The 23752-nt window shown below is 38.2% G+C and carries 17 protein-coding genes; 11 read left to right on the forward strand and 6 right to left on the reverse strand.

Going from position 1 to position 23752, the window contains the following annotated elements; translation table 11 throughout:
- The first annotated feature begins 4 nt into the window (after positions 1 to 4).
- The 8 genes from fabZ to arfB all read left to right on the forward strand — a co-directional run bounded on the left by fabZ (position 5) and on the right by arfB (position 9464).
- Complete coding sequence (gene fabZ / locus OLW01_RS16590; protein ID WP_268077111.1) at positions 5 to 472, forward strand: 3-hydroxyacyl-ACP dehydratase FabZ; 468 nt, start codon at positions 5 to 7, stop codon at positions 470 to 472.
- Between the two features lies 1 nt (position 473).
- A complete protein-coding gene (gene lpxA / locus OLW01_RS16595) occupies positions 474 to 1244 on the forward strand; it encodes an acyl-ACP--UDP-N-acetylglucosamine O-acyltransferase (RefSeq protein ID WP_268077113.1) in 771 nt (256 codons plus the stop codon).
- 2 nt (positions 1245 to 1246) lie between these two features.
- Entirely contained in the window at positions 1247 to 2401 is a 1155-nt protein-coding gene (gene lpxB / locus OLW01_RS16600; protein WP_268077115.1) for a lipid-A-disaccharide synthase, read from the forward strand.
- A complete protein-coding gene (gene rnhB / locus OLW01_RS16605) occupies positions 2391 to 3005 on the forward strand; it encodes a ribonuclease HII (RefSeq protein WP_268077117.1) in 615 nt (204 codons plus the stop codon). Before lpxB ends, rnhB begins: the two co-directional genes overlap by 11 nt.
- Positions 3002 to 6496 (forward strand): DNA polymerase III subunit alpha, encoded by a 3495-nt coding sequence (gene dnaE, locus OLW01_RS16610; protein WP_268077118.1) that lies wholly within the window; start codon positions 3002 to 3004, stop codon positions 6494 to 6496. Before rnhB ends, dnaE begins: the two co-directional genes overlap by 4 nt.
- A gap of 101 nt (positions 6497 to 6597) precedes the next feature.
- On the forward strand, positions 6598 to 7557 hold the full coding sequence (gene accA, locus OLW01_RS16615; protein WP_268077120.1) for an acetyl-CoA carboxylase carboxyl transferase subunit alpha: 960 nt from the start codon (positions 6598 to 6600) through the stop codon (positions 7555 to 7557).
- Positions 7558 to 7656: 99 nt separating this feature from the next.
- Positions 7657 to 9051 (forward strand): tRNA lysidine(34) synthetase TilS, encoded by a 1395-nt coding sequence (tilS, locus tag OLW01_RS16620; RefSeq protein WP_268077122.1) that lies wholly within the window; start codon positions 7657 to 7659, stop codon positions 9049 to 9051.
- The gene (arfB, locus tag OLW01_RS16625) at positions 9051 to 9464 is read left to right on the forward strand and encodes an alternative ribosome rescue aminoacyl-tRNA hydrolase ArfB (protein ID WP_268077123.1); all 414 of its coding nucleotides are present in this window, start codon (positions 9051 to 9053) and stop codon (positions 9462 to 9464) included. Before tilS ends, arfB begins: the two co-directional genes overlap by 1 nt.
- 103 nt (positions 9465 to 9567) lie before the next feature.
- On the opposite strand, the gene OLW01_RS16630 is transcribed toward arfB, so the two are convergent.
- From OLW01_RS16630 to OLW01_RS16650, 5 genes are all read right to left on the reverse strand, one after another.
- On the reverse strand, positions 9568 to 9840 hold the full coding sequence (locus OLW01_RS16630; RefSeq protein ID WP_268077125.1) for a hypothetical protein: 273 nt from the start codon (positions 9838 to 9840) through the stop codon (positions 9568 to 9570).
- A 109-nt stretch (positions 9841 to 9949) separates the two neighbouring features.
- Positions 9950 to 11287, reverse strand: coding sequence for an RICIN domain-containing protein (locus tag OLW01_RS16635; protein ID WP_268077127.1), 1338 nt, complete (start codon positions 11285 to 11287; stop codon positions 9950 to 9952).
- A 353-nt stretch (positions 11288 to 11640) separates the two neighbouring features.
- Positions 11641 to 13152 carry a tryptophan halogenase family protein gene (locus OLW01_RS16640; RefSeq protein ID WP_268077130.1) on the reverse strand — a complete coding sequence of 504 codons (1512 nt, stop codon included), beginning with the start codon at positions 13150 to 13152 and terminating at the stop codon, positions 11641 to 11643.
- A gap of 99 nt (positions 13153 to 13251) precedes the next feature.
- On the reverse strand, positions 13252 to 16068 hold the full coding sequence (locus OLW01_RS16645; RefSeq protein ID WP_268077132.1) for a TonB-dependent receptor: 2817 nt from the start codon (positions 16066 to 16068) through the stop codon (positions 13252 to 13254).
- 247 nt (positions 16069 to 16315) lie between these two features.
- Positions 16316 to 17350: a LacI family DNA-binding transcriptional regulator gene (locus tag OLW01_RS16650; protein ID WP_268077134.1), complete on the reverse strand. Its 1035-nt coding sequence runs from the start codon at positions 17348 to 17350 to the stop codon at positions 16316 to 16318.
- Positions 17351 to 17535: 185 nt separating this feature from the next.
- Between OLW01_RS16650 and larC2 the strand changes: the two genes are divergently transcribed.
- Positions 17536 to 18780 (forward strand): nickel pincer cofactor biosynthesis protein LarC2, encoded by a 1245-nt coding sequence (gene larC2 / locus OLW01_RS16655; RefSeq protein WP_268077136.1) that lies wholly within the window; start codon positions 17536 to 17538, stop codon positions 18778 to 18780.
- Between the two features lie 551 nt (positions 18781 to 19331).
- On the forward strand, positions 19332 to 20585 hold the full coding sequence (locus OLW01_RS16660; protein ID WP_268077138.1) for a DUF3644 domain-containing protein: 1254 nt from the start codon (positions 19332 to 19334) through the stop codon (positions 20583 to 20585).
- Between the two features lie 581 nt (positions 20586 to 21166).
- Here the strand turns inward: OLW01_RS16660 and OLW01_RS16665 are convergent.
- Positions 21167 to 22237, reverse strand: a complete 1071-nt coding sequence (locus tag OLW01_RS16665) for a transposase (protein WP_268077140.1) — start codon at positions 22235 to 22237, stop codon at positions 21167 to 21169.
- Positions 22238 to 22554: 317 nt separating this feature from the next.
- Here OLW01_RS16665 and OLW01_RS16670 point away from each other — a divergent pair, with 317 nt between their 5' ends.
- Positions 22555 to 23103: a hypothetical protein gene (locus tag OLW01_RS16670; RefSeq protein WP_268077142.1), complete on the forward strand. Its 549-nt coding sequence runs from the start codon at positions 22555 to 22557 to the stop codon at positions 23101 to 23103.
- The last annotated feature ends 649 nt before the right edge of the window (positions 23104 to 23752 follow it).

Genomic DNA, 23752 nt, shown 5'->3' on the forward strand with positions numbered 1-23752 from the left:
CATTTTGAGCAATGAACTTAGCCCAATCGACATTCAGGAAATTTTCACTTTATTACCACACAGATATCCATTTCTGTTAATTGACCGAGTGATTGATTACAAACCTTTAGATTACTTACACGGTTATAAAAATATTTCAGTTAACGAGCCTATTTTTACGGGTCATTTTCCTGAAAAACCTATTTTTCCGGGCGTTTTAATTGTTGAAGCCATGGCTCAGGCAACTGGCGTTTTAGGGTTTAAGTCGATGCAATCGGTTGAAACACAATCAGCTGATCAAGAAGAATTATATTTATTAGCGGGTGTTGATAATGTTCGCTTTAAAAAACCAGTCACCCCGGGCGATCAATTACATTTACATGCTAAATTTTTAAAAGAACGTAAAGGTATCTGGAAATTTGATTGCCGAGCAGAAGTTGACAATCAAATCGTTTGCTCAGCTGAAATCACCTGTGCTAGAAGAGTAATGTAATATGATTCACCCAAGTGCAATAATCGATCCTTCAGCAAAAATTGGTAAAAATGTTGAAATTGGACCATGGACTTGGATAGGCGCCGATGTAGTCATCGGCGACGGATGTGTGATCGGCTCACATGTTGTGATTAAAGGCCCAACTGTGATTGGCGAACATAATCGGATTTTTCAGTTTGCATCCATTGGTGAAGATTGCCAAGATAAAAAATATGCAGGTGAACCCACTCGGTTAGTGATTGGCAATAACAATGTATTTCGTGAATCAGTCACAATACATAGAGGCACGGTTCAAGATAACAGCTTAACCCAAATTGGTGACGACAATTTATTCATGGCTTATGTACATGTCGCGCACGACTGCATGGTAGGCAATGATAATATTCTTGCTAATAATGCAACCTTAGCGGGTCATGTTCATGTAGGCGACCATGCCATCTTAGGCGGGTTTACTGGTATTCATCAGTTTTGTAAAGTAGGTAGCTATTCATTTTGTGGTGTTGGCTCTGTGGTGGTAAAAGACGTGCTGCCTTATTTAATGGTGGCGGGTCAAAATGCAGTGCCTCACGGCATGAATTTCGAAGGTTTGAAACGTCGCGGATTTAGTAAATCAGCTATTTTAGAACTCAGACGTGCCTATAAAACCATTTACCGAAATGGCTTAACCTTGGCCGATGCGACCGCGCAATTAGAGCAAGTTGCTGAAAATGAGCCTGCGGTTAAACTCTTGGTTGATTTTATTAAAGCATCTGAACGCGGTATTATTCGTTAATTATGTCTCAACAAAAGTTGAAGATAGCCATTGTCGCCGGAGAAAAATCCGGCGACATTTTAGCAGCCAATTTAATCCAAACCCTCACTCAAAGGCTAAACCAAGCCGGTTATCAAGTTAGTTTTGAAGGTGTAGCAGGCCCATTAATGCAGGCCCAAGGTTGTAAAACCTTATTTGACATGGAAGAACTGGCCGTAATGGGACTAGTTGAAGTGTTAGGCCGCTTGCCCAGATTGTTATCGATCCGAAAGCAGCTCAAGCAACATTGGCTTAAAAACCCACCAGATTTAATGATAGGGGTCGATGCGCCTGATTTTAATTTAAGTTTAGAGAAATACTTAAAGCAAAATAATATTAAAACTGTGCATTATGTGAGTCCTTCAATTTGGGCTTGGCGACAAAAACGTGTATTTAAAGTAAAAGCCGCAACCAATTTGGTATTGGCTTTATTGCCCTTTGAAAAAGCTTTCTATGATAAATATCAGGTCCCATGTCGATTTGTTGGGCACACACTAGCTGACCAAATTCCCATGCAAACAGATGTACTAGCTGCTCAAAACGCATTGGGTTTATCACCTGAATACGAGTATATTGCCGTACTGCCTGGCAGCCGGAAAAGTGAAGTTGAATTATTATCACCAGTGTTTAGTCAAGCTTGCCAGATTTTACAGCAAAAATATCCCAAACTTAAATTCATTAGCGCTTGTGTTAATGAAAAACGTAAAGCCGAGCTACAAAGCGCTTTTTCTGAATTTGCACCGCAAGTAGACATTCAGTATTTTGACAATCAGTCGCGCGATGTGATGGCAGCCAGCAAAGCGATTATGATAGCTTCAGGCACGGCTACGCTAGAAGCCGCGTTAATTAAAAAACCTATGGTGGCTTGTTACAAATTTAAACCATTGTCTTACTTTATTTTTAAGCGGATGGTAAAAATAAAATATTTTTCATTGCCCAATTTAGTGGCAAATAAAGCCGTTATTCCCGAATTACTGCAAGATGAACTAACAGCTGAAACTTTATTAGCTGCACTTGAGAATGTAATGCGCCATAGTGATGAAATGCTTCAATCATTTGTTGATATTCATCAACAACTCAAACAAAATGCAGGCGAGCAAGCAGCCCAAGCGATAGACGAATTATTACATGCAAATTGATTTTGACTTTGAAAAAGAACAACATTTACAAAAAATAGCAGGTGTAGATGAAGTCGGACGAGGCCCATTAGTTGGCTGCGTGGTGGCTTCTGCTGTTATTCTTGACCCTGCCAACCCTATTGTCGGCCTGCGTGATTCAAAAAAGCTGAGTGCAAAAAAGCGTGCAGCATTTGAAATTGAAATAAAAGAAAAAAGCTTAGCTTGGGCTGTTGCTGTTGCCACCCCAGCAGAGATTGACCAAATTAACATTTTACAAGCTAGCTTTTTAGCGATGAAGCGCGCCGTAGAAAGTTTATCGATTATTCCTGATTTAGCTTTGGTAGATGGTAATAAAACCCCAGATATTGCTATTCCGGCACAAGCTATCATCAAAGGTGATGACTTAATTCCAGCCATTAGTGCGGCCTCTATCTTAGCCAAAGAATATCGAGATAGAGAAATGTATGCATTAGCAGAGCAATATCCGGTTTATGGTTTTGATAAACACAAAGGTTATCCAACTGCTCAACACTTGGCCTCATTAGCACAGCACGGCGTAATTAGTGCTTATCGTAAAAGTTTTAAACCCGTTAAACGATTACTTGATGAGAATCATAACCTATGATCGATCCTAAATTTATTCATTTACGTGTTCACTCAGATTTTTCTATGGTGGATGGCTTAAATAAAGTCAAACCCATAGTGTCCAATATTGCTGAGCTAAAAATGCCGGCGGTTGCGGTAACGGATCAAGGTAACTTATGTGGCTTAGTGCGTTTTTATGGTGCGGCAAATGGTGCAGGAATAAAACCGATTGTAGGAGCTGATTTTTGGGTTAAAAGTGACGAACTAGGTGATGAGCTTTTTCGTTTAGTGGTACTAGCTAAAGATAATCAGGGCTATAAAAATTTAACCTTACTCATTTCAAAAGCCTACTTGAGAGGTTCAATTCAAGATAAACCCGTTATTGATAAAAATTGGTTAATTGAACACGCCGAAGGGCTTATTTTATTATCGGGTGGGCGCGAAGGTGATTTAGGGATTGCGTTGATTAAAGGCAATCAAAATATGGCGGATAAAATTACCCAATTTTATCAAACTTATTTTGCTGATCATTATTATATCGAGTTACTTAGAACTGGTCGTGAGAACGAAGAAAGCTATTTACATATGGCGGTAGAGTGGGCGCAGCAGCACGATTTACCAGTTGTTGCAACCAATGAAGTCTGTTTTTTAAAAGCCGAAGATTTTGCCGCGCATGAAATCCGCTGTGCCATCCATGATGGTTATACGCTCGAAGATAAACGCAGACCTAAGCGGTACTCAGAGCAGCAATATATGCGTTCTGAACAAGAGATGTGTGAGCTATTTTCTGATATTCCAGAAGCACTGGCAAACTCAGTTGAAATTGCCAAACGTTGTAATGTGACCATACGTTTAGGTGAATATTTTTTACCTAGTTTTCCAACAGGTGGCATGTCGACGGAAGATTTTTTAGTTAAAGTATCGCAAGAAGGTTTAGAAGAAAGGCTCGAATTTTTATTTCCAGATGCTCAAGAGCGACTTGAAAAAAGACCAGAATACGATGATAGACTTAAAATTGAGTTAGAATGTATTAACCAAATGGGTTTTCCCGGTTATTTCTTAATCGTTATGGAATTCATCCAATGGAGTAAAGACAACAATATTCCAGTCGGCCCAGGCCGTGGTTCAGGTGCTGGTTCATTAGTCGCTTATGCGCTTAAAATCACAGATTTAGATCCATTAGAATTTGATTTACTCTTCGAACGATTTCTTAACCCTGAACGGGTATCCATGCCCGATTTTGACGTCGACTTTTGCATGGATAGGCGCGATGAAGTAATAGATCATGTCGCGCAAATGTATGGCCGTGATGCGGTGTCACAAATTATTACCTTTGGTACGATGGCAGCTAAGGCGGTTGTTAGAGACGTGGGTCGGGTGTTAGGCCATCCGTTTGGTTTTGTTGATCGTATTTCAAAATTAATCCCGGGTGATCCCGGTATGACATTAGCTAAAGCCTTTGACGTTGAATCCAGATTACCCGAATTATATGAAGCAGATGAAGAAGTTCGTTCGCTCGTTGATATGGCTCGGATATTAGAAGGCACTACCCGAAATGCCGGCAAACACGCCGGTGGTGTGGTTATTTCTCCAACTACTATTACCGATTTTGCACCGCTTTATTGTGATTCAGAAGGTAAACAGCCAGTCACTCAGTTTGATAAAAACGATGTTGAAGAAGCAGGTTTAGTTAAATTTGACTTCTTAGGCTTGCGCACACTGACGATAATGCAGTGGGCTATTGATATGGCAAATGTTCGCTTGCAAAAAGAAGGCAAGCCGGATATCGACATTACCGCTATTCCGATTGATGATAAAAAGAGTTTTGTTACTTTAAAAAACTTTGAAACGACCGCGGTATTCCAGCTTGAATCACGCGGAATGAAAGACTTAATTAAACGTCTGCAACCCGATTGTTTTGAAGATATGATTGCATTGGTGGCTTTATTTAGGCCAGGCCCATTGCAATCAGGCATGGTTGATAACTTTATTGACCGTAAACGCGGGCGTGAAGAAATCTCTTACCCAGATGCTCAATACCAGCATGAATGTTTAAAAGAAATTTTAGACCCAACCTACGGTATTATTTTATACCAAGAGCAGGTTATGCAAATTGCGCAGGTGATGGCGGGTTATTCACTTGGCGGCGCGGATTTATTGCGCCGTGCTATGGGTAAGAAAAAGCCTGAAGAAATGGCAAAACAGCGCAGTACCTTTGCTGAAGGGGCGGCTAATAACCAAATTGATCCCGATCTTGCAATGAAGATTTTTGATTTGGTTGAAAAATTTGCGGGTTATGGTTTTAACAAATCTCACTCAGCAGCTTATGCTTTAGTGTCTTATCAAACCTTATGGATGAAAACGCATTATCCATCTGAGTTTATGGCTGCAGTATTATCAGCAGATATGGATAATACTGACAAAGTGGTTACGTTAGTGGATGAAATTGAGCGAATGAAGCTTAAAATTATTCCACCTGATGTGAACCAAGGGTTGTACAAATTTACCGTAAATGAACACGGAGATGTCGTGTACGGTATAGGCGCAGTAAAAGGTGTGGGTGAAGGCCCAATTGAAGCTATTATTGAAGCGCGTAGCAAAGGTGGCGCATTTAAAGATTTATTCGACTTTTGCGCCAGAGTAGATTTAAAACGGGTAAATCGCCGCGTATTAGAAAAACTAATTTACGCAGGGGCTATGGATGCATTAGGGCCAAAAGATGTTAAAGGCCCACATCGCGCCGCGATTATGGCAACATTAAGCGATGCGATGCGCGCTGCTGATCAACATGCAAAAGATGAAATGGCCGGTCAAACCGATTTATTTGGTTTATTAACCACAGAGCCTGAAGAAGTTGAGCAAGCTTTTGCAAAAGTGCCTATGTGGCCCGAAGAAGTTTGGCTGGATGGTGAAAAAGAAACGCTCGGGTTATATTTAACGGGCCATCCCATTAATCGTTACCGTAAAGAATTAAAAAATTACGCAAGTGCCAGAATAAGTGAGTTATCACCGACCAGACGAGATGAAGAAGTGGCAACTGCCGGTTTAATTATCGGGGTTAAGATTATGGTCAATAAAAAAGGCCGCCGCTGGGGCATTATTACGCTAGATGATAAAAGTGCACGTATTGATATTCGATTTTTCCCAGATATGTATGATGAATATGAAGAGCTGCTGGTAAAAGATAAAATAGTGGTTGTGGCGGGTCCGGTTGAGCATGACGATTTTTCGGGCGGCTTAGGGATGACAGCCAAACGTATGCAAGATATTGTGCAATTGCGTGAAAAACACGTAAAATCAGTCTCGGTTAATTTAGTGCAAAATAATTTGCCAGCGAATGCGATTGAACAATTAACAGAAAAGCTAACCCCCTATAAAGAGGGCGTTACCCCTGTTATTTTTAACTATTTACGCGATAATGCAAAAGCGGAAATTAAAGTTGGTGTACAATGGTATGTGACACCGGCAGATAGTTTGCTGTATGATCTACGCCAAATAGTTGGTGAAACGCAGGTTTCGTTAGTTTTTTAAATAAGTCATTTTGACTTGATTGATGTTAATTTATATTTAAACGTCGTTGAATGGAAGTGTTCGGCGATACAGTTGAACTTAAATAGGGTAGAAATACATCCATGAGCTTAAGTTTTCTTGAATTCGAGCAGCCGATTGCTGATCTTGAAGCAAAAATTGAAGAGTTAAAAAATGTCACCAAAACCGGTGGTGACTTAAATATTGATATTGAAGAAGAGATTAATAAACTCAGACAAAAGAGCAAAGATTTATCTGAAAAAATCTTCTCAAACTTAGGTGCATGGCAAATCGCGCAACTAGCGCGTCATCCTCAGCGTCCTTATACCCAAGATTATATCGACCGTGTATTTACTGAATTTGATGAACATGCCGGTGACAGAGCTTACGCTGATGATCCAGCGTTAATTTGTGGTACAGCACGTTTAGACGATATTCCAGTTGTGGTGATTGGTCATCAAAAAGGTCGTGACACTGCTGAAAAAATAAAACGAAATTTTGGTATGCCTCGTCCAGAAGGGTATCGCAAAGCGCTACGTTTAATGGAAATGGCTGAACGATTTAAAATGCCAATTATCACCTTTATTGATACGCCGGGTGCTTATCCTGGCGTGGGTGCAGAAGAACGTGGTCAAAGCGAAGCGATTGCTAAAAACTTAAAAGTGATGGCGAGATTAACCGTGCCAGTTATTTGTACTGTAATTGGTGAAGGTGGTTCTGGCGGCGCATTAGCTATTGGTGTGGGTGATAAAGTGAATATGCTGCAATACAGTACTTATTCTGTTATTTCACCAGAAGGTTGTGCATCTATTTTATGGAAAAGCGCAACAAAAGCTGAACAAGCCGCTGAAGCGATGGGCATTATTGCACCACGCTTAAAAGAATTAAATTTAGTTGATAATATTATTGAAGAGCCGTTAGGTGGCGCGCATCGTGATTTTTCATTGATGGCACATAATATGAAACAAACTATTAAAGCTCAATTATCTGAATTACAAGCGCAGGATAAAGAAGCGTTATTAGATCAGCGATATCAAAAACTAATGTCTTTTGGTTACTGCTAAGCTGGGCTTTGCTTTACTATTTCAAAACCCGCTAATGCGGGTTTTGTTGTTTTTATTGGCTGGTATTTTATTTACAATAAACTCGGTAACAACACACTTATGTTATTGAATACAACTGAACTGAATCAACTTGAACATTTTAGCCAGCAACAAAAAACTTTATTTGTGGGTTTAAGCGGTGGAGTTGACTCTGTCGTTCTGTTAGATGTGTTATATCAGCTCAGTCAAGACAAAAGTAACAACTTAACGTTTAATTTAGCGGCTATCCATGTGCACCATGGCCTGAGTAAAAACGCTAATACTTGGCAAGATTTTTGTTTTAAATTTTGTCAGCAGCGAAATATTCCGTTTCAGGCTCAACAGGTATCACTTATTCGTGATAAGCGGCAAAGTTTAGAAGCACTCGCGCGCGAAGCCCGTTATCAGATTTTTAGTGAACTGAGTGATGAGCACAGCGTGCTCGTGACCGCTCAACATTTAAATGATCAAGCTGAAACCTTTTTATTAAGGCTTAAACGCGGTAGTGGCCCTACGGGCTTATCTGCCATGGCTCGTTTAAGTGATTTACCCAGTCAAAATAAGCAAAGTCGAATATTGTGGCGACCTTTACTTAAAGTCAGTAAAACCGATATTTTAGCTTATGCAAAACAACACCAGCTCACTTGGATGGAAGATGAAAGTAATCTTAATAATGATTTTGATCGTAACTTTATCAGAAACCAAGTATTACCATTAATAGAAACTCGCTGGCCTGAATTTCAAACCTGTATTGCCCGTAGCGCAGAGCTATGCCAGCAAGAGCAAAGTATTTTGGCTCAGGTCGCGCAACAAGACTTAGCCAGTTTAAAACTAAAAAATGCAAACCATAGCATTGATTTGTTGGCTTTTAACCAGCTAGACAGTGCCAGACAGAGTAATGTACTCAGATATTGGTTAAAACAATTTAGCGAGCCAATGCCATCGCAAGCGGTATTAGAGCAAATCAGGCAAAATAGCCAAGCGAGTATTGATCAGCAGCCTAAAATTAAATTAGGCCAAGGCGAATTGTGGCAATATAAAAAAGGCCTTTATTATATTAGCCAAGTGCAAATTGCTGCACTTAACAACATCCCGCATAACCTGGAGCTTGAGGTCAGCAAGTTAAATTTAGGCAATCTAACTTTAGATAAACAAGCTTTAGATAACCAAGCTTTAGCCAAACGGACTGTAGATAAACAAGCAGAGCCAAAAACGGTACTGACTTTATCTAATGGTCAGCAACTGGAAATTAATTGGCGCGCACTCGGTATTCAGCTACATCAGCAAGATAAAGTTACGATTGAATTTAGCCCGAGTTTAAAAACCAAATGTCGGCCAAAATATCGTCATTGCAGTAAGAGTATAAAGCAATGCTTACAAGAGCTTGAAATACCAATCTGGCAAAGGCCACATATTCCCTATTTATTTATCAATAACCAACTTAAAGCAGCAATTGGCTTTTGGGAGTGCGAATAATGTTATTTATTTCTAATTCAGTGTCTATCCCGTATCGCGAAATTGAGCTTAATTTTGTGCGTTCGCAAGGTGCGGGTGGGCAAAATGTGAATAAGGTCAATACCGCGGTTCATTTACGGTTTGATATTAACGCTTCCAGTTTACCTGAGTTTTATAAAGAAAAACTGTTAAACCTGAATGATAACCGACTGACAAAAGAGGGCATTTTAGTGATAAAAGCACAAAGTGAGCGTAGTCAGGATGATAATCGTCAACAAGCTTTAGCGCGTTTAGCGGAACTGATTCGAAGTGCAAATAAAGTGCAGCGTAAACGGATTGCCACTAAACCTTCTCGTTCAGCTAAACGTAAACGAGTTGATAATAAAACGAAACGAGGCCAAGTTAAACAAAATCGAAAAAAAGTGAGTTTTTAAATTCATTACTTAATTTAGATTGGATTTAACCTCAGTTTAATGGCTATTTTTTACCGCTACTTATCTTATTTGTACTTTGTGGATGGCTAACCTGTATTTATATTTAGATTTTTTCGGATCTATTAGTCTGCTCTTTTTTATATCGATGTTCTGTAACATGCCACATGATAACGCTAAAAAGTAAACCTGCTATCGGCCAAGTAATATAATGACTAATCGCGGCACGTGTTGTAAAACCTTCAGCAAACGGCTGGTTAAAAATGGCCATCATGATAAACATGGGTGAGCCATAAGATAAGAGTCCGGCTTTTAGAATAAAGTTTAACTTTCCTTTTAAACGTGTTTCTCTCCATTGTTTAAACTGTTCATCATCCATGCTATCTAAGCCTCATTATTTTTAGTTTAAATAAATACTAAATGCGTAAACTCGTTTGTTCACGCATTGAGTATTATTTCGCCATTAATTCAGGCTTATTTATTCGGGTTTAGTTAAATTTAAATCTTTGATTATTATTACCTGTGCAATTCCACAGCTGAATTTTAGCACCATTAGCTGTTGAAGCGCCGCTTACATCTAAACACTTTCCGCTATTTTTTGCTCGGATTTCAAAATAGCCATCGCCTGTGTCATTGAGTTTCCATAAGTGGTTGTTATTGCCATGGTTACAAACCCATTGATGAATAGTCGCTCCGTTGGCTGTATTGCCATTATTTAACTCCATACAAAGTTGGCTGCGCTCTGACTGAATAGAGTAATCACCGTTGCCCACAGGGTTAAATTTAAATTTTTGATTGATATTATTATTACTGCAGCCCCATTGCTGATAGGTGCCGCCATTTGAAAGTGAACCATTTTTTAAATCTACACATTTGTTACTGTGTTTAAGCTGCAGTTTGGTATAACCGTTTGATGCGCTGTTAGCACTGGCCGTTGCCACTGGTTTATATACGCGTATCCAATCTACGTACATTTTATTTTTACTGCCGTCTGCTAAGTCAGCGTCACTCGCGACATGGCCGGCATTTGAACGCCATTCATGATCTTCGGTATCAATAATAATATAAGCAGATTGATCCATATTATATTGGCTTTTATCTAATATGGCGCCTGTGTAATCTTTATCTTTCATGACGACTTGTGCCCAAGAGCCATCAGGTGTTTGCACACCATCTATGTAAAATGTAACTTCAGTTGGGCTTTTCCAATATACGCCAAACCGATGGAAGCTATCTCGCCAATAGCCGTTGTTTGGGGCTGAGTTATGAGTTTGATCATTATAATCGCTGATGATGCTATTGTTTTGATGATCACGGAAAAAGACATGAAAATTAGTTGACATATTTTTTGCAAACCAAGTGTCATTTGCGCCGCCGTATACTTCTACAACATCAATTTCACGTTCATCTGTATCACTGAGCAGCCAAAAATTAGAGGATAACTCTAAGTTACTGACTTTTATTTTAGCTTCTAAAAATATTGGGTAGTTGACTTTTGTTTTTGATGTTATCACCCCAGCATGAACCTTATTTGTGCCTGCTTTTCTGCCGGCTTCTATAATTAAATTTCCATCTGCTACCCAAGATTTATTTGGATTCCACTCAGTTAATCCTGGCCCCAGCCAGCCATTAAAATACGTATCATTCCATTTATTGGTGAAGCTAGCGGGTTTACCTGTGTAATTAAAGCTATCTGAATAATTAGTTTGTAATTGCCAAGTGTTACCTGCACCTGCATTGGCTGGGATTGGCGTTGAGTCCCAATCGGCTGCTTGAGCAGAAATACAAGTACATAATCCGGCTGTTAAAGTTAACAATTTATTCATTTTATATCCTATGTTTGTTAGTGATTCTACATTTTTCCTATTGAATTCATTTAAATGAAGACAGTTAACAATTATTGTTGGAGTATGAAAATATGTCAAACTTAAGGTTTATGAAATGTTATTTATGTGTTTCAGTTTGCGTTTTTTATAAAGCTATCCACTGGAATAAATTTTAAGCGGATAGCTTGAATTGGATAAATAACTTTAACTCGGTTGAATGAATAGGTTTCAAACGGTCTTTGTTCACGGGGACTGCGTTAAATTCACTTGCATACAACCCCATGGATGGGGAGGTAGAGCGACGTTGGAACCTAGCTATTGACGTATGAATTTGCCAGGTCCACGCAAAAATGTTACTTGATTAGATTATTAAGGTACTGCTTATGATCACGCTGTTGGCGAGCGTTGTTTTGCAGCGCTGTGTAGGAGTCATGCATGGCTTTTTCAATCAGTGAAAAATTAGAGCGTTCAATTAATGGATCTAGTGAATTTGGGGTAACTTGCATGCCCGCTAATACGGCGTACCAACTGTCGCTGGCAAATAAATCTTTAGGGTTATCCATCAGCCGGCCTTGGCTGGTAAATAAATCTAACTTTTGTGATAACGATGCCGGAATAGGTAGGTGTTGCCACATTTGCCAGAATTCAGAGTCGGTTCGTTTTGAGGTGCAGTAATGCAAAACAATAAAATCACGAATGTTAAGGTATTCGTTATCCATTAAACGATTATATTCATCAATGCTAGGCTGGTGTAAATTTTTATCTGGTAAAGCTTGTACAAAGTTAAGCGCTGCACGCATGATTAAATAAATACTGGTGGATTCAAGTGGTTCTAAAAAACCGCCAGATAAACCAATAGCAACACAGTTTTTATGCCACATTTTATTACGTTTACCTGTTTTAAAACGAATAAGTCTGGGCTCAGTAATGCAGTTTTCTTCGCCTACGCGATTTAGTAATTGCGTTGTGGCGGCAGCTTGGTCAATAAAATCATCGCAGTACACATAACCATTACCGGTTCGGCTTTGTAGTGGTATTTGCCACTGCCAGCCTGCTTTATCGGCTTTGGCAATGGTGTAGGGCGCAATATTATTACTGGGCTTAGTTTGTACTGCAAGCGCACGATTAACAGGTAAAAAAGATTGCCAGTCTTGGTAACCAACACGGAGTGATTTATCAATTAATAATGCTTTTTGTCCGCTACAATCAAAGAAAAAGTCGGCGGCTAATACGGGTTGAGTATCTAATTTGAGCTGTTTTATCGCACCGCTTGTTGTGAGCTCTGTATGGGTTACATTCGCTTTAATATGCTCAACGCCTAACTCTAAACTATAAGTTTTTAAATATTCTGCCACTTTGCCTGCGTTAAAATGCAAAGCATACGATGAGGCGCTTAAATTTGTTTTTTCACCAGGGCGGGGTGCATAAAACTTACCATGTTCAGCTAAAGCGACTGAAGGTGAAAAATCACTAAATTGATATTGCCCCTGGTGTTTTGCATGTTTTAACCAGTGTTGATAAAAGGGTAAGTTGTCGATCGCATTCCCAATTTTTCCAAAGGGGTGCCAATAACTGTGCCCTTGCTGCAGCCAATCATCAAACCGAATCGCAAGTTTAAAGCTGGCGTCGGTTTTATTGATAAACTCAACTAACGGAATTTTTAGATAGGTAAGCATATCTATAATAGATGGAATGGTGGCTTCGCCAACGCCAATGGTAGGTATGTCGGGTGATTCTACTAATTTTATTTTTACATTTTTAAAGTGCTTTAAACTATGCGCTAAAATGGCAGCGGTGATCCAACCTGCGGTTCCTCCGCCGACAATAACATATTCTTCAATGCTTAAACTGTCCGTAGATTGCAAATTAAAAGCTCCTTGCCCCCAGCATTGTTATACCGGGGAAGTTATAGGGTTAATTGACATTTTTTATGTTTAAGCGAATACTTTAGCTAAATATTTAGCTTAATACTTCACCGTGATACCCGCTTGAAAACGACGACCCGAATATGAAACCAAAGTAACACGTTCGCGAATGTCTGCATATTCTAACGTATTTTCATTGGTCATATTAATCACTTCGGCGCTGAGTGTGACGTTATCGTTAAGATCATAAGAGGTACTTAAATCTAATTGGCCATAAGCGTCAACATGATGTGGTAAGCTGCCGCCGTTATTGCCTTGGCGTAAATTTAAAAATTTGTCACGCCAGTTATAAGCAATACGCGCCTGAAAAGCATCTTTATCGTAAAAAGCGATTAAGTTATAAGCATGTTTAGATAAACCTTCAACACCAGTGCCGGGTGATTGAACGTTTTCTTGTTCAAATGTATCCACATTGTCATCTTCACTGTCGCTGTATGTGTAGTTGGCTTGTACACCAAAACCATTTAACCAGCCTGGTAAATAATCAAAGTAGTGTAAGCCAGCCACTTCTAAGCCGGTTACCGAGCCACCTGAACGGTTCGTTTTTTCGGTGACTAATTCCTCTAACGGGCCCCAATCTTCAATTGATACGCCAGTTGGAACTCTAGTCACTGATTGTGAAATAAACGAATTTATTTGCTTGTGGAATAAACCAACGCTGTAACTGTTACCTGAATCATCGTAATGTTCTAACGATAAATCAAATTGATTAGCTTCATATGGTTGTAAAAATGGATTACCACCCGTTTGTGCAAAATCACCTGCTCGAACATCTGAATAAGTACGATCAACACCAATATCTTCAATAGCTGGACGAGTAATTACTTTTGCCGCCGCCCCTTTTAAATAATAACCATTGTTAAAGTCTAAACTCACGTTCAAGCTAGGTAAAAACTTGTTATAACTGGTGCCTTTATTTAGCTCGCCTGGCTCTGTGTATTCAACATCTAACAATACGCCATCGGTACTGGTTCCGTTACTATAATCTCGGGTAATTGAAATACGTTCTTTACCATGACCAAATGACTCGGTTTCAGTTGAGACGTATCGCACACCGAAATTACCTGACCATAAAAAGTGTGTATATTCGCCTTCAAAATTGGCTTGCGAATAAAGCGCAATAGTTTCTTCGGTATTTCGGACTGATTCGGTTGGGCGCGGTGATTCAAATGCCCAGTTTGGCTCTTTTCGTAAATCGCCAATTGCATCTTTATAACCTGGCAAATCGGTAATGAGTACAAAATCTCTTGGAAAATCGCCCTCTACGTCTGATAAAAAGTCAGCTTCTTTATTAATTTTGAAAAATGAATCATCTAAATCCATTGATGTGCCGCAAATATTAACGCGTTCATCTTCTGGTAAATCTTCATTTGAACAATGGTATAAGTTATTAAACACTTGTTGTGATTTTTCGCGGTCAGTATAGGCGACACCCATATCAATCGAGCGAATGTAATCACCGTCTAGTTCATAACTGGCATCTAGCTTAAGCTCTACCACTTCATCTTCTAAATTACGATAATCGGTATCATTCCAGTGTGCTCTAATAGCGGCAGGATCGCTGGTGTCGACTGTTGAATCTATACCTATAACATCACTGCCTTGGCTATCAAATTTAATATAGTCTTGACCAATAATTAAGCCTAATTCCTGATTTGGTTGATATCCAGGATCCCCCGGTTTAACACTTTGATCGACATCTGGATTAACAAAATGTGGTACATATTGGTTGAGTGTAGGAGTTGCTTCGGCTTTTGAGTAAGCTAAATCTAAATTAAATTTCCATTGATCTAAATAATATTCTGTATTCCAACCCAAAGCTAAAGTATCTGAGGTTTCGCCGCGTTGCTGGAATAAACCATCAATCGGACTGGCTGGTTTAGTGGCTGCGAGTGCAGTACCCTTTGGTGATACGGTAACATCTTGCCAACCTGCATATTGTAATGGTACCTGAATACCGTTGCTGACAGCTTCACGACTAAAATCAGAATACAATACATCAACTGTATGGGTTAAATCGAGATTGGGGGCCCACTGAACTGTGGTATTAAAGCTAGTGCGCTCGCGGGATTCAATATCTGAGCTATAAAATGCGCGGCCCGGATACCATATTTTACCACTAGTGACGGCATTGCCGTTTGTATCTGTGATAGGGCCAGGTGCCCATTCTGTATTGGAAGCTTCAAATGTTTCCCAAAAATTTGAACCAGCTGAGTCTATTCGGTTAGTGACTGACAAGTGAGACACACCAACCAACACTCCGAAGGTATTATCTAAAAAAGTATTACTGACGATGCCTGAAAACTTAGGATCAACTTCTTCTGATAAATCGTTATATTTTGCATGAATAGACCCTGCGGCTTGTAAACCGGGAGAGCGTAACGGGCGTGCAGTTGTTACGTTTACATAAGCCCCTAAACTGCCTTCGGCAATATTAGCGCGAGAGGCTTTTATAACGTCAGCGCCTGAAATAAGCTCAGACGGTAATACCTGAAAGTCGAACTCACGACCACGATCTGTGGTGGCTATTGTTCTGCTATTGACTTTTACAGCATTAAATTTTGGCCCAAAACCACGTACTGTTACTTTAGCGCCTTCACCATTAGTTCGTGAAATTGAAACGCCAGTAATACGTTGTAGCGATTCTGCTACGTTTTGATCCGGAAATTTACCAATATCTTCGGCCACAATGCTATCTTGAATTGACGGTGCATTTTTTTTCATGTCCATTGATTCAGTTAAACTACTTCGAATGCCACTGACCTGAATGACTTCGGTTGTCTCTTGTGCTGCTTGCACTTGCAACGCGGCACTGACAGCAACTGCTGCTGGCAAAAGGGCGTACTTTAATTTCATATCTATTCCTAATATATAAATGAGACACTTCATATACAAACATATATTAGATTCGCTAAGATAGATAGTGTAATGTTAACAAAAAGTATCATTATTTTGTGCTAAATGTGTTTTAAATCAAAATAATGAGTTAATGCCTAATACTTTAAAAAAACGAGTACCCAAGAATGAGAGAAAACCGAAAAATAGCCTAAGGCCATTTTAGGTAAATATGTTTAAATTAAATTGGTTTAGGTAAAGCGAAAAATTAACAGATCTTAGGCGCTGTACCAGTTGATTCCCGCGTAATTAATTCTGGCTGAATGGTGCAGTTTTTACTAATAAGCGCCTGACTAGCATTCTCGATTTTAGCGATCAGCTTATGAGCGGCATATTCAGCCATTTTTTGTACGGGTCTTTTAATCGTGGTGAGTGGCGGAATAATACGTGATGCAAGTAAATTATCATCAAATCCACAAATTGATAATTGCTCCGGAACTTTAATGCCTAACTGATAAGCAACTTTTAGCACACCAGATGCCATTTCATCGTTATTTGCAAAAATCGCAGTGGGTCTGTCTGTTAATGCTAATAAATGTTGTCCTGCTAAAATACCGCTTTGATATGAATTATTACCTTCAATCACATACTGAGCCGGAATAGAATGGCTGATTGTTTGCAACGTTTGGGTAAAGCCTTCAAAGCGCTCTTTTGATGAACGGTAATTTAATGGGCCGGTGATCATCGCGATTTTTTGATGTTTTAACGATACTAAAAAACGTGCCATATCAGCCGCGCCATAGCGGTCGTTAGACATGACAAAATTCTCAGTATTTTCGGTATGGCCAGAAACTAATCTAACATAATGAATGTCGTTGTTATCCAGTTCTGTTGCTAAATCGTCTATTTCAGATGCAGGTGGTAAAACAATAATGCCATCTAATTTAGAGCTTTGGATAAAATTAAGCACTTCTTCATTAAAATTAGGACTTTTATATTGGCAAGGATGTACCACCAATTCGTAGTCTTTTTGGCCACAACAGGCCAAAATGCCACGCTGGGCTTCATTAATAAATAACGCGTCTTGATTATCATAAACTAAACCGATTAAGTATGACCGACGAGATGCCAAGCCACGCGCTTGTTTGTCAGGTACATAATTGTGTTCAGCAATAATTCGTTCAACATTTATTTTAGTTTTTTCGCCTACTTTTGGTGAGTGATTTATAACGCGGGATACGGTTCGTTTTGATACGCCAGCTAAACGGGCAATGTCATTTATTGTTATTTTTTGTTGTGCCATATTGTTGTAATCGTTTGAGTATTATTTTTGAATGACGTTTATCTATTGATAACATTATTTAGCGGCGAAATTGCGATAAACTTAAGTTTAACGCCTTAAGTGCTAAATAGTTTATCATAATATAGCGTCAGCTTAATCAAAAACTAGAGTGCTTGCACATTTTAACCCAATTACGGAGTCATCGTTTGAAGCTAACAGATGCAGATTATCTTCATTTAGACATTACGGCCGGCATCAGCGGTAATTTATTTATTGCCGCCGCCTTAGATGCATTTCCTCAATTACAGCCTGAACTTGAACAAGTTTTGGCGTTATTATGCTCCGCGTCATCGACTCAACTTAAGTTAAATAAAGTGGTTGAACATGGCGTTTGTTGCAGCCAACTTGAGCTTAATTTTAGCCCGAAAAGTAAGCAAACAAACTACTTTGTTAGTTTAAAAACAAGCATTCAAGCGTTAAATATTCAGGATGAAATTGCTCAAATTGCAATTAATTTATTAACGATTTTAGCGACCGCAAAAAGTAAAATTCAAGCTATAAAAACCAACCAAGTGACTTTTGATGAGTTGCCTGAATTAAACTTATTATTTGAATTGTTGGGTTCAGCTATCGTTATTTACCGTATTAATCCGTCCGTTTGGTCAATATCTGATTTGCCTATAAATCAAGGAGTTATCCAAACGCCTAACGGCCCAAGTTTACAACCAAGCCCGTTAATCGCTGAGTTGTTAAAAGGCTTTTTATGTGTGCCGTCCAATCATAATGTGCCATGCACAACCGCTATAGGTGCAGCCCTTTTACGTTATCTTAAAACACAACAGCCAGTGGATACGGCTAACAATAAAATACAGTTAGCACAAACAGGCTACAGTGTTTGTTATCCTAACCATAACTCGTTAACCGAAAATAAAGACAATACCAATAGCCCCACCAGCAAACCCGCATTATTGCGCTTAATGTGTTATCAAAAACAACCGATAAAAAAAGAACAAAATTTAACAAATCAAGCCGTAATTTTATTATCATTTGATATTGATGATATGACAGCAGAAGAACTGGGTTGGGCGATTGATAAATTAAGAGCTGACAGTAAAGTAATTGACATTACTGTTAACTCGGTAAGAGGCAAAAAAAATAGATTAGTTGAACAAGTGCAAATTGTATTGGCGCCATTAAATTTACAATCCGTTACTGAAGATTGCTTTAGGTTAACCTCAACCATTGGCCTACGTTGGCATTATGCTGAACGATTTTGTTTATCGCGTGAGCAAAAAATATTGAACCAAAACGGAGCAACTATTGGCGTTAAATTAGTCACCCGGCCCGCTCAACATAACGAATTTGAGCAGACAATAAAAGTTGAAAGTGATGACTTAGCTCATTGTCAGAGTTTATCCGAGCGACGGAAATTAAAACAACAATTGGAATAAATGCTCAGCTAATATATTTAAAAGTATTTGCGCTATCAAAGTATTTTATAGGGACAGATTGAATAAAATTAGGAGCAACCATGCGCGAATTAACGGCAACTCTATTTGTACCATCATCTCTTAGCTGGGTGTCACTATAGTGCTTAGTTCAGTTCTAATTGACTCGATAAATTGAGATTTAGCATCAATAATTCCGTAAACTCAAGTTATTGCTTACTTATACAGTTATAAATGGTGATGTACCAAAAACTCAGATTATTTCTCGCTTTATTTTTAACAAGGTATCGGTTTCTTAGAGATAATAGAAATTAACAATATGATTTTATTTGTTTTTTATTACAATGAGTTTACATAACGACCCTATATTTGACTCGCTTTACGATTGGCTTGGTTTCTATCTGAAAATTCTTGTTGCTTTTTAAAGAGTTAATGCTTAAGTTTATGAAATGATTAATTTAAAGCTTATTGGAATGGCGTTGTTAAACTCAATGTTAAAAAGTTCTATACGCTCTTCTAATGAGTAAGCTGTTAAATGGCAAATGGAATCTCGCATGAGTAGATACGATAAAGTTGATTTAGCTTACGAATTTTTAGTAACTAAAGAGAAAGAAAGTGAAGCATTTACCATTGAACAGCTCGTTAATGAAACAGGTTGGAAAGCAGATACATGTCGAACATATCCTTCTAAGAGATGGCATCAATACGTTGAAAAAGATGGCGATCAATATTCAAGCTCTGGAATTTCATTTTTAAGTAAAGATGAATTTAGAGCTGTTCATAGTCAGAAGCTTCAACAAACAGCAGACTTATCTTCAAAAGGTATTTTGCTACATAAAGCAAAAGAATTTGCACTACTAGCAGTGTCAACATACAACAATCCGTATACTGAATTCAAAACCTACGGTTTTATTGTAAATATTGTAATTGCATACACGGCGCTCATGCATGCCGTTTTTGAAAAAAGAGGCACAAACTATTTTCATCTCGATGAGACAGGTAAATCTGTTTTAATTGATGGAGAAGAAAAAGCTTGGGAGCTATGTGAATGTGCAGATAACTATTGGAAAGGAATAGAGTCACCTGAGAAATCCAATATCAAGTTTCTAATTGGTCTACGTAATAAAATTGAACACAGAAGTTTACCTGCTATAGATCTAGCTGTTAGTGGTGAGTGTCAATCCGCTTTAAATAACTTTGAAACGTTATTGGTTGAAGAGTTTGGAGACGAACATGCTTTAACTGCTAGTTTAGCTATAGCAATGCAGTTAACTAGGATTTCAGAACAAGCTCAAATTGATGCGTTAAAACAACTCCAAAAAGAAAATTACAGGGTTGTCCGAGAATATATGGAAACGTATAGAAACGATTTAAATGATGATGTAGTTCAAAGCCAAAAGTATCGTGTGAGAGCCTTTTTAGTCCCTAAATTAGGTAATCATGCAAGTTCTTCTGATTTTGCGGTTGAGTTTATAAATGTAAATAAGCTAACTGAAGATGAACTTCAAAATTATGAGCAAGGTGTTGCATTTATAAAAGGGGTTGAAAACCCCTTTAAATTGAGACCATCTAAAGTAGTTGAGTTAGTTTCGAAGAAAGTCGACCATTTTAATATTGCACTTCATACCAAGTGTTGGAAATTCTACGAATCACGTCCAAGAGGAATTGATAGGAGTTTTAAAGGTGAGTTTGCCGCTTTTGTTGAAGGTTTTGAGGGCTATTTATATTCAAATCAGTGGGTTAACTTTCTAATTAAAGAATTAAATAATAATGAGAAACTCCAATTAGCCAAACAGCAAGCCATTTAACAAGGCAATTAAAACGGAACTAAAACAGTGGGTTAGGTTTTGCTTCGCTACACATTATAACCCACTATTCTAGTCCGCTTATTGCGGCGTTGAGGCTGTAGAATTACTCGTTTTTAGCCGATAATTCTTCCTCCAATTCAATTTTTCCTCTCATTTTTCATTTTTGTCTGTGTTCTCTATTTTGGGATTTTTTATCAGCAATATTTGTAAATTGGATTTTATAATGGAAGCTAAGCTGTTTAGGTGTTTTTTAGCGGGGAGAGGGTGCCGTTTGACTCTGTTTAGCGATTCTAATGCAGGTTATTTCTGAGCTTTTCGATATTGTGAATATAAAATCCAGCCATCTACAAAAGATATTAAAAACAGTTGTTTAGTGATTTTTTGTCTTTGAGCTCGCTATTTTTTATTAATGAAGCTTTTAAACTTGGCAGTGATTTAACGGATGTGTCTGGTATCTTGCGGCGAACTGGTGAAATTCAGCCGTATTGGCGTAGATTTAAGTATTGTTGGTCAATTTCAGGCACAAGCGTTTCGGTAATTAGATTGCGCGTTAAAATAAAGGTTTTGGGTTTTATTTGAATTTAGGTTTGCAGCCGCAGCTTTGTTTTAGTGATGCCTTTTACGCGTTTGAGTTGATGGGCTTTAGCATAATGTTGTAATTGAACCGCTTGACCAATGGAATGGCTAAAATTTGTTTCAATGGCACTGGCAAATTCAAGCCAAGATTCATCCGTTAAACCTAATCGTTGGACAATGGAAGGGATATTAGATTGAATAAATCCACGTTTATCTTGGCGGATTTGGCGGCCAGTCCAATCGACTAATTCGACATAATCAATTAACGAAAATGGAATATGACTGGCATCCCGTTTAAAATTGGGTGCTAGTTCTTGATTTGATTTAACAAAGGGTAATAACTCAGCTTTACGAACTGGATTTAAGTGATTGGATTGTTTTGAATCGACTTGAGTCTGCTTTGCTTGTGTCGTTTCTTGCTCAATGTTAGGTATAGCAGGGGCTATTCCTAATCGTTCCTGAATAGAGGTAAAATCAGAGGTTTCCGGTGTATCTGCCATTTTGGCACGAATAGGGTTTAAATCAACATAAGTCATACAAGCTAATACAGCAACTTCATCTAATAAGGCTTGCGACTTAAACCGACCTTCCCAAAAATGCCCTTTACAATTATCTTCTACGTTTGCTTGTCTCGCAATAAACTCATTTAAAAAACGCATAAACCAACTGATACTGGTCAGTCTTTCCCGATAATCAGCGACACACCCATCCAATACAAACTGATGACTGTTAGGTAAAGCCTTACCCTTGATATAACGAGCAATAATGGGTTTAGGCTGACAAACACAATGCCAACGTTTTAACACTTCATCTTGGGTTAATAATTTAGCTTTATCCGTATTAACCCGTAACACCAAATGATAGTGATTACTCATAATGGCATAAGCGGCAACATCAATACAAAACACAGAGGCCAGAAACTTAATGCGTTCAATTAACCAAAGTTTACGATGGTCAAAGTTTTTTTGCGTTAACTTATCAAAACCACACAAATAACCACGGCGTACACATCGGGCAATGCAGTGATAATAAGGCGTATCGGATAATGAAATTAAACTGCTTCTGGGTTTAGCCATAACAACACTCTAAATAACTGTTTATTTAATCATGCGTGGTTGGATATACAGTTAATTGTGGTTGATGAGAATAATTTGTCAAATTACAAATTGAAAAAATAGTTCAATTAGTCTGTAAGTTGCTGTAAGTTATGGTTTTTAGGTATGCCTGTCTTATGGGTGACAGGTTTATTTTTTGTATGATAAATAGACTAAAAACGCGTTTCTACGTAAAATCTTGATAGGTTTCACCATTGATTCGGTGAATTTTTTGACGTAGCGAACGATAATTTTTTAAGGGCGAGGTTTTTCTACAGTCTCGTTACATGTAGTCAGCTATGGATGAATTTATATCAATAATACAGTTCCATACAGCGATACCTTTTGGGTACTTGCTATTTTCATTGCTTTGGTTAGGTACTGTCGTGTGGGCGATAAAAAATATTGTTAGTAATCTCTGGGCAAGAAATTTTCGTGGGCCAAAGATTTATATTGCGGGGAGCTTACTAATAGTTGCTGTCGGGTATGCATACGCAAGCATAAAATACTCAGAAAATATCAATATGAATCCGTTTTTTCAGGAGTCTGTTTTAGTTGGTGAGTGGGATTATGGAAACTCTAAATTAGTACTTAACCCGGATGGTACAGCTAAAATCAACCTTAGTAATTCATTGCTAACAAGACTGAATATAGATAATGGCGAAGGATATTGGCGCAAAGAAGGTGACTTTAATCTGGTACTGGGTAGTAATGCGGTGAACTTTGTATCAAAAAACGGACTTCTTCGAGTAATACAATATGCAGATAAATATCGGTTAATTATCGAAGATTACGAAGATCCTGACATGTGGGATGGAAGTCTTGGTTTTAAACGGAAAATCATGTAACAAGCGGCTCCAAAAATATAAAAGCCAGCCATCTACAAAAGAGTTTAAAATCAGTTTTTTAGTGATTTTTTGTCTTTGGATTCATTGGTTTTTATTAATGAAATTTTTAAACCTGGTAATCATTTAGCGGAGGTTTTTAGGTGTGCCTGTCTTATGCTTGCCGAACCTATGCTGCGCGCTAGTTGAGCTGAAGCAAGGATTTATCTACATATCCTGAAATAAATTCACAAACTACCTTTACTTCCTGAATTCAAAGTCAAATGCATCGATTATTTCTTTTGTTTTTAGCTTGTTGATTCAGATGTTTTTGAGTACTTTATTACTAAGGGTTTCTAATTAAGCTGTTGGTATTCAAATAATTTCTATCAAAGTACTGTAATGAAACAGTGAAGCTATGGCTTCTTTATAATAAACATTACAATTGACTACAGATCGAAAATGAATATGAAACATATATGAAAAAGCTAGTTATTATTCATACCCTTAATTGCTTGGTATATAATCTAAAAAATTTTGAATCGACCTAATTTTCATTTTAGATTTATCAAATTTATACATTAAAATGCTATTTTTCTACATGTAGTTAGTTAAGATGATTAATTATAATTACTGTTCTCTGTTGTAATTATTCATTCTTATCAAGGTAGTG

Origin of the sequence: Catenovulum adriaticum, assembly GCF_026725475.1 — a bacterium.
In the GTDB taxonomy this organism is placed as follows: domain Bacteria; phylum Pseudomonadota; class Gammaproteobacteria; order Enterobacterales; family Alteromonadaceae; genus Catenovulum; species Catenovulum adriaticum.

Excerpts from the sequence above, each read along its gene's own strand:
- lpxA (WP_268077113.1), top strand. The coding sequence starts at position 474 with ATGATTCACCCAAGTGCAATAATCGATCCTTCAGCAAAAATTGGTAAA.
- lpxB (WP_268077115.1), top strand. The coding sequence starts at position 1,247 with ATGTCTCAACAAAAGTTGAAGATAGCCATTGTCGCCGGAGAAAAATCC.
- rnhB (WP_268077117.1), top strand. The coding sequence starts at position 2,391 with ATGCAAATTGATTTTGACTTTGAAAAAGAACAACATTTACAAAAAATA.
- dnaE (WP_268077118.1), top strand. The coding sequence starts at position 3,002 with ATGATCGATCCTAAATTTATTCATTTACGTGTTCACTCAGATTTTTCT.
- accA (WP_268077120.1), top strand. The coding sequence starts at position 6,598 with ATGAGCTTAAGTTTTCTTGAATTCGAGCAGCCGATTGCTGATCTTGAA.
- tilS (WP_268077122.1), top strand. The coding sequence starts at position 7,657 with ATGTTATTGAATACAACTGAACTGAATCAACTTGAACATTTTAGCCAG.
- arfB (WP_268077123.1), top strand. The coding sequence starts at position 9,051 with ATGTTATTTATTTCTAATTCAGTGTCTATCCCGTATCGCGAAATTGAG.
- OLW01_RS16630 (WP_268077125.1), bottom strand. The coding sequence starts at position 9,840 with ATGGATGATGAACAGTTTAAACAATGGAGAGAAACACGTTTAAAAGGA.
- OLW01_RS16635 (WP_268077127.1), bottom strand. The coding sequence starts at position 11,287 with ATGAATAAATTGTTAACTTTAACAGCCGGATTATGTACTTGTATTTCT.
- OLW01_RS16645 (WP_268077132.1), bottom strand. The coding sequence starts at position 16,068 with ATGAAATTAAAGTACGCCCTTTTGCCAGCAGCAGTTGCTGTCAGTGCC.
- OLW01_RS16650 (WP_268077134.1), bottom strand. The coding sequence starts at position 17,350 with ATGGCACAACAAAAAATAACAATAAATGACATTGCCCGTTTAGCTGGC.
- OLW01_RS16660 (WP_268077138.1), top strand. The coding sequence starts at position 19,332 with ATGAGTAGATACGATAAAGTTGATTTAGCTTACGAATTTTTAGTAACT.
- OLW01_RS16665 (WP_268077140.1), bottom strand. The coding sequence starts at position 22,237 with ATGGCTAAACCCAGAAGCAGTTTAATTTCATTATCCGATACGCCTTAT.
- OLW01_RS16670 (WP_268077142.1), top strand. The coding sequence starts at position 22,555 with ATGGATGAATTTATATCAATAATACAGTTCCATACAGCGATACCTTTT.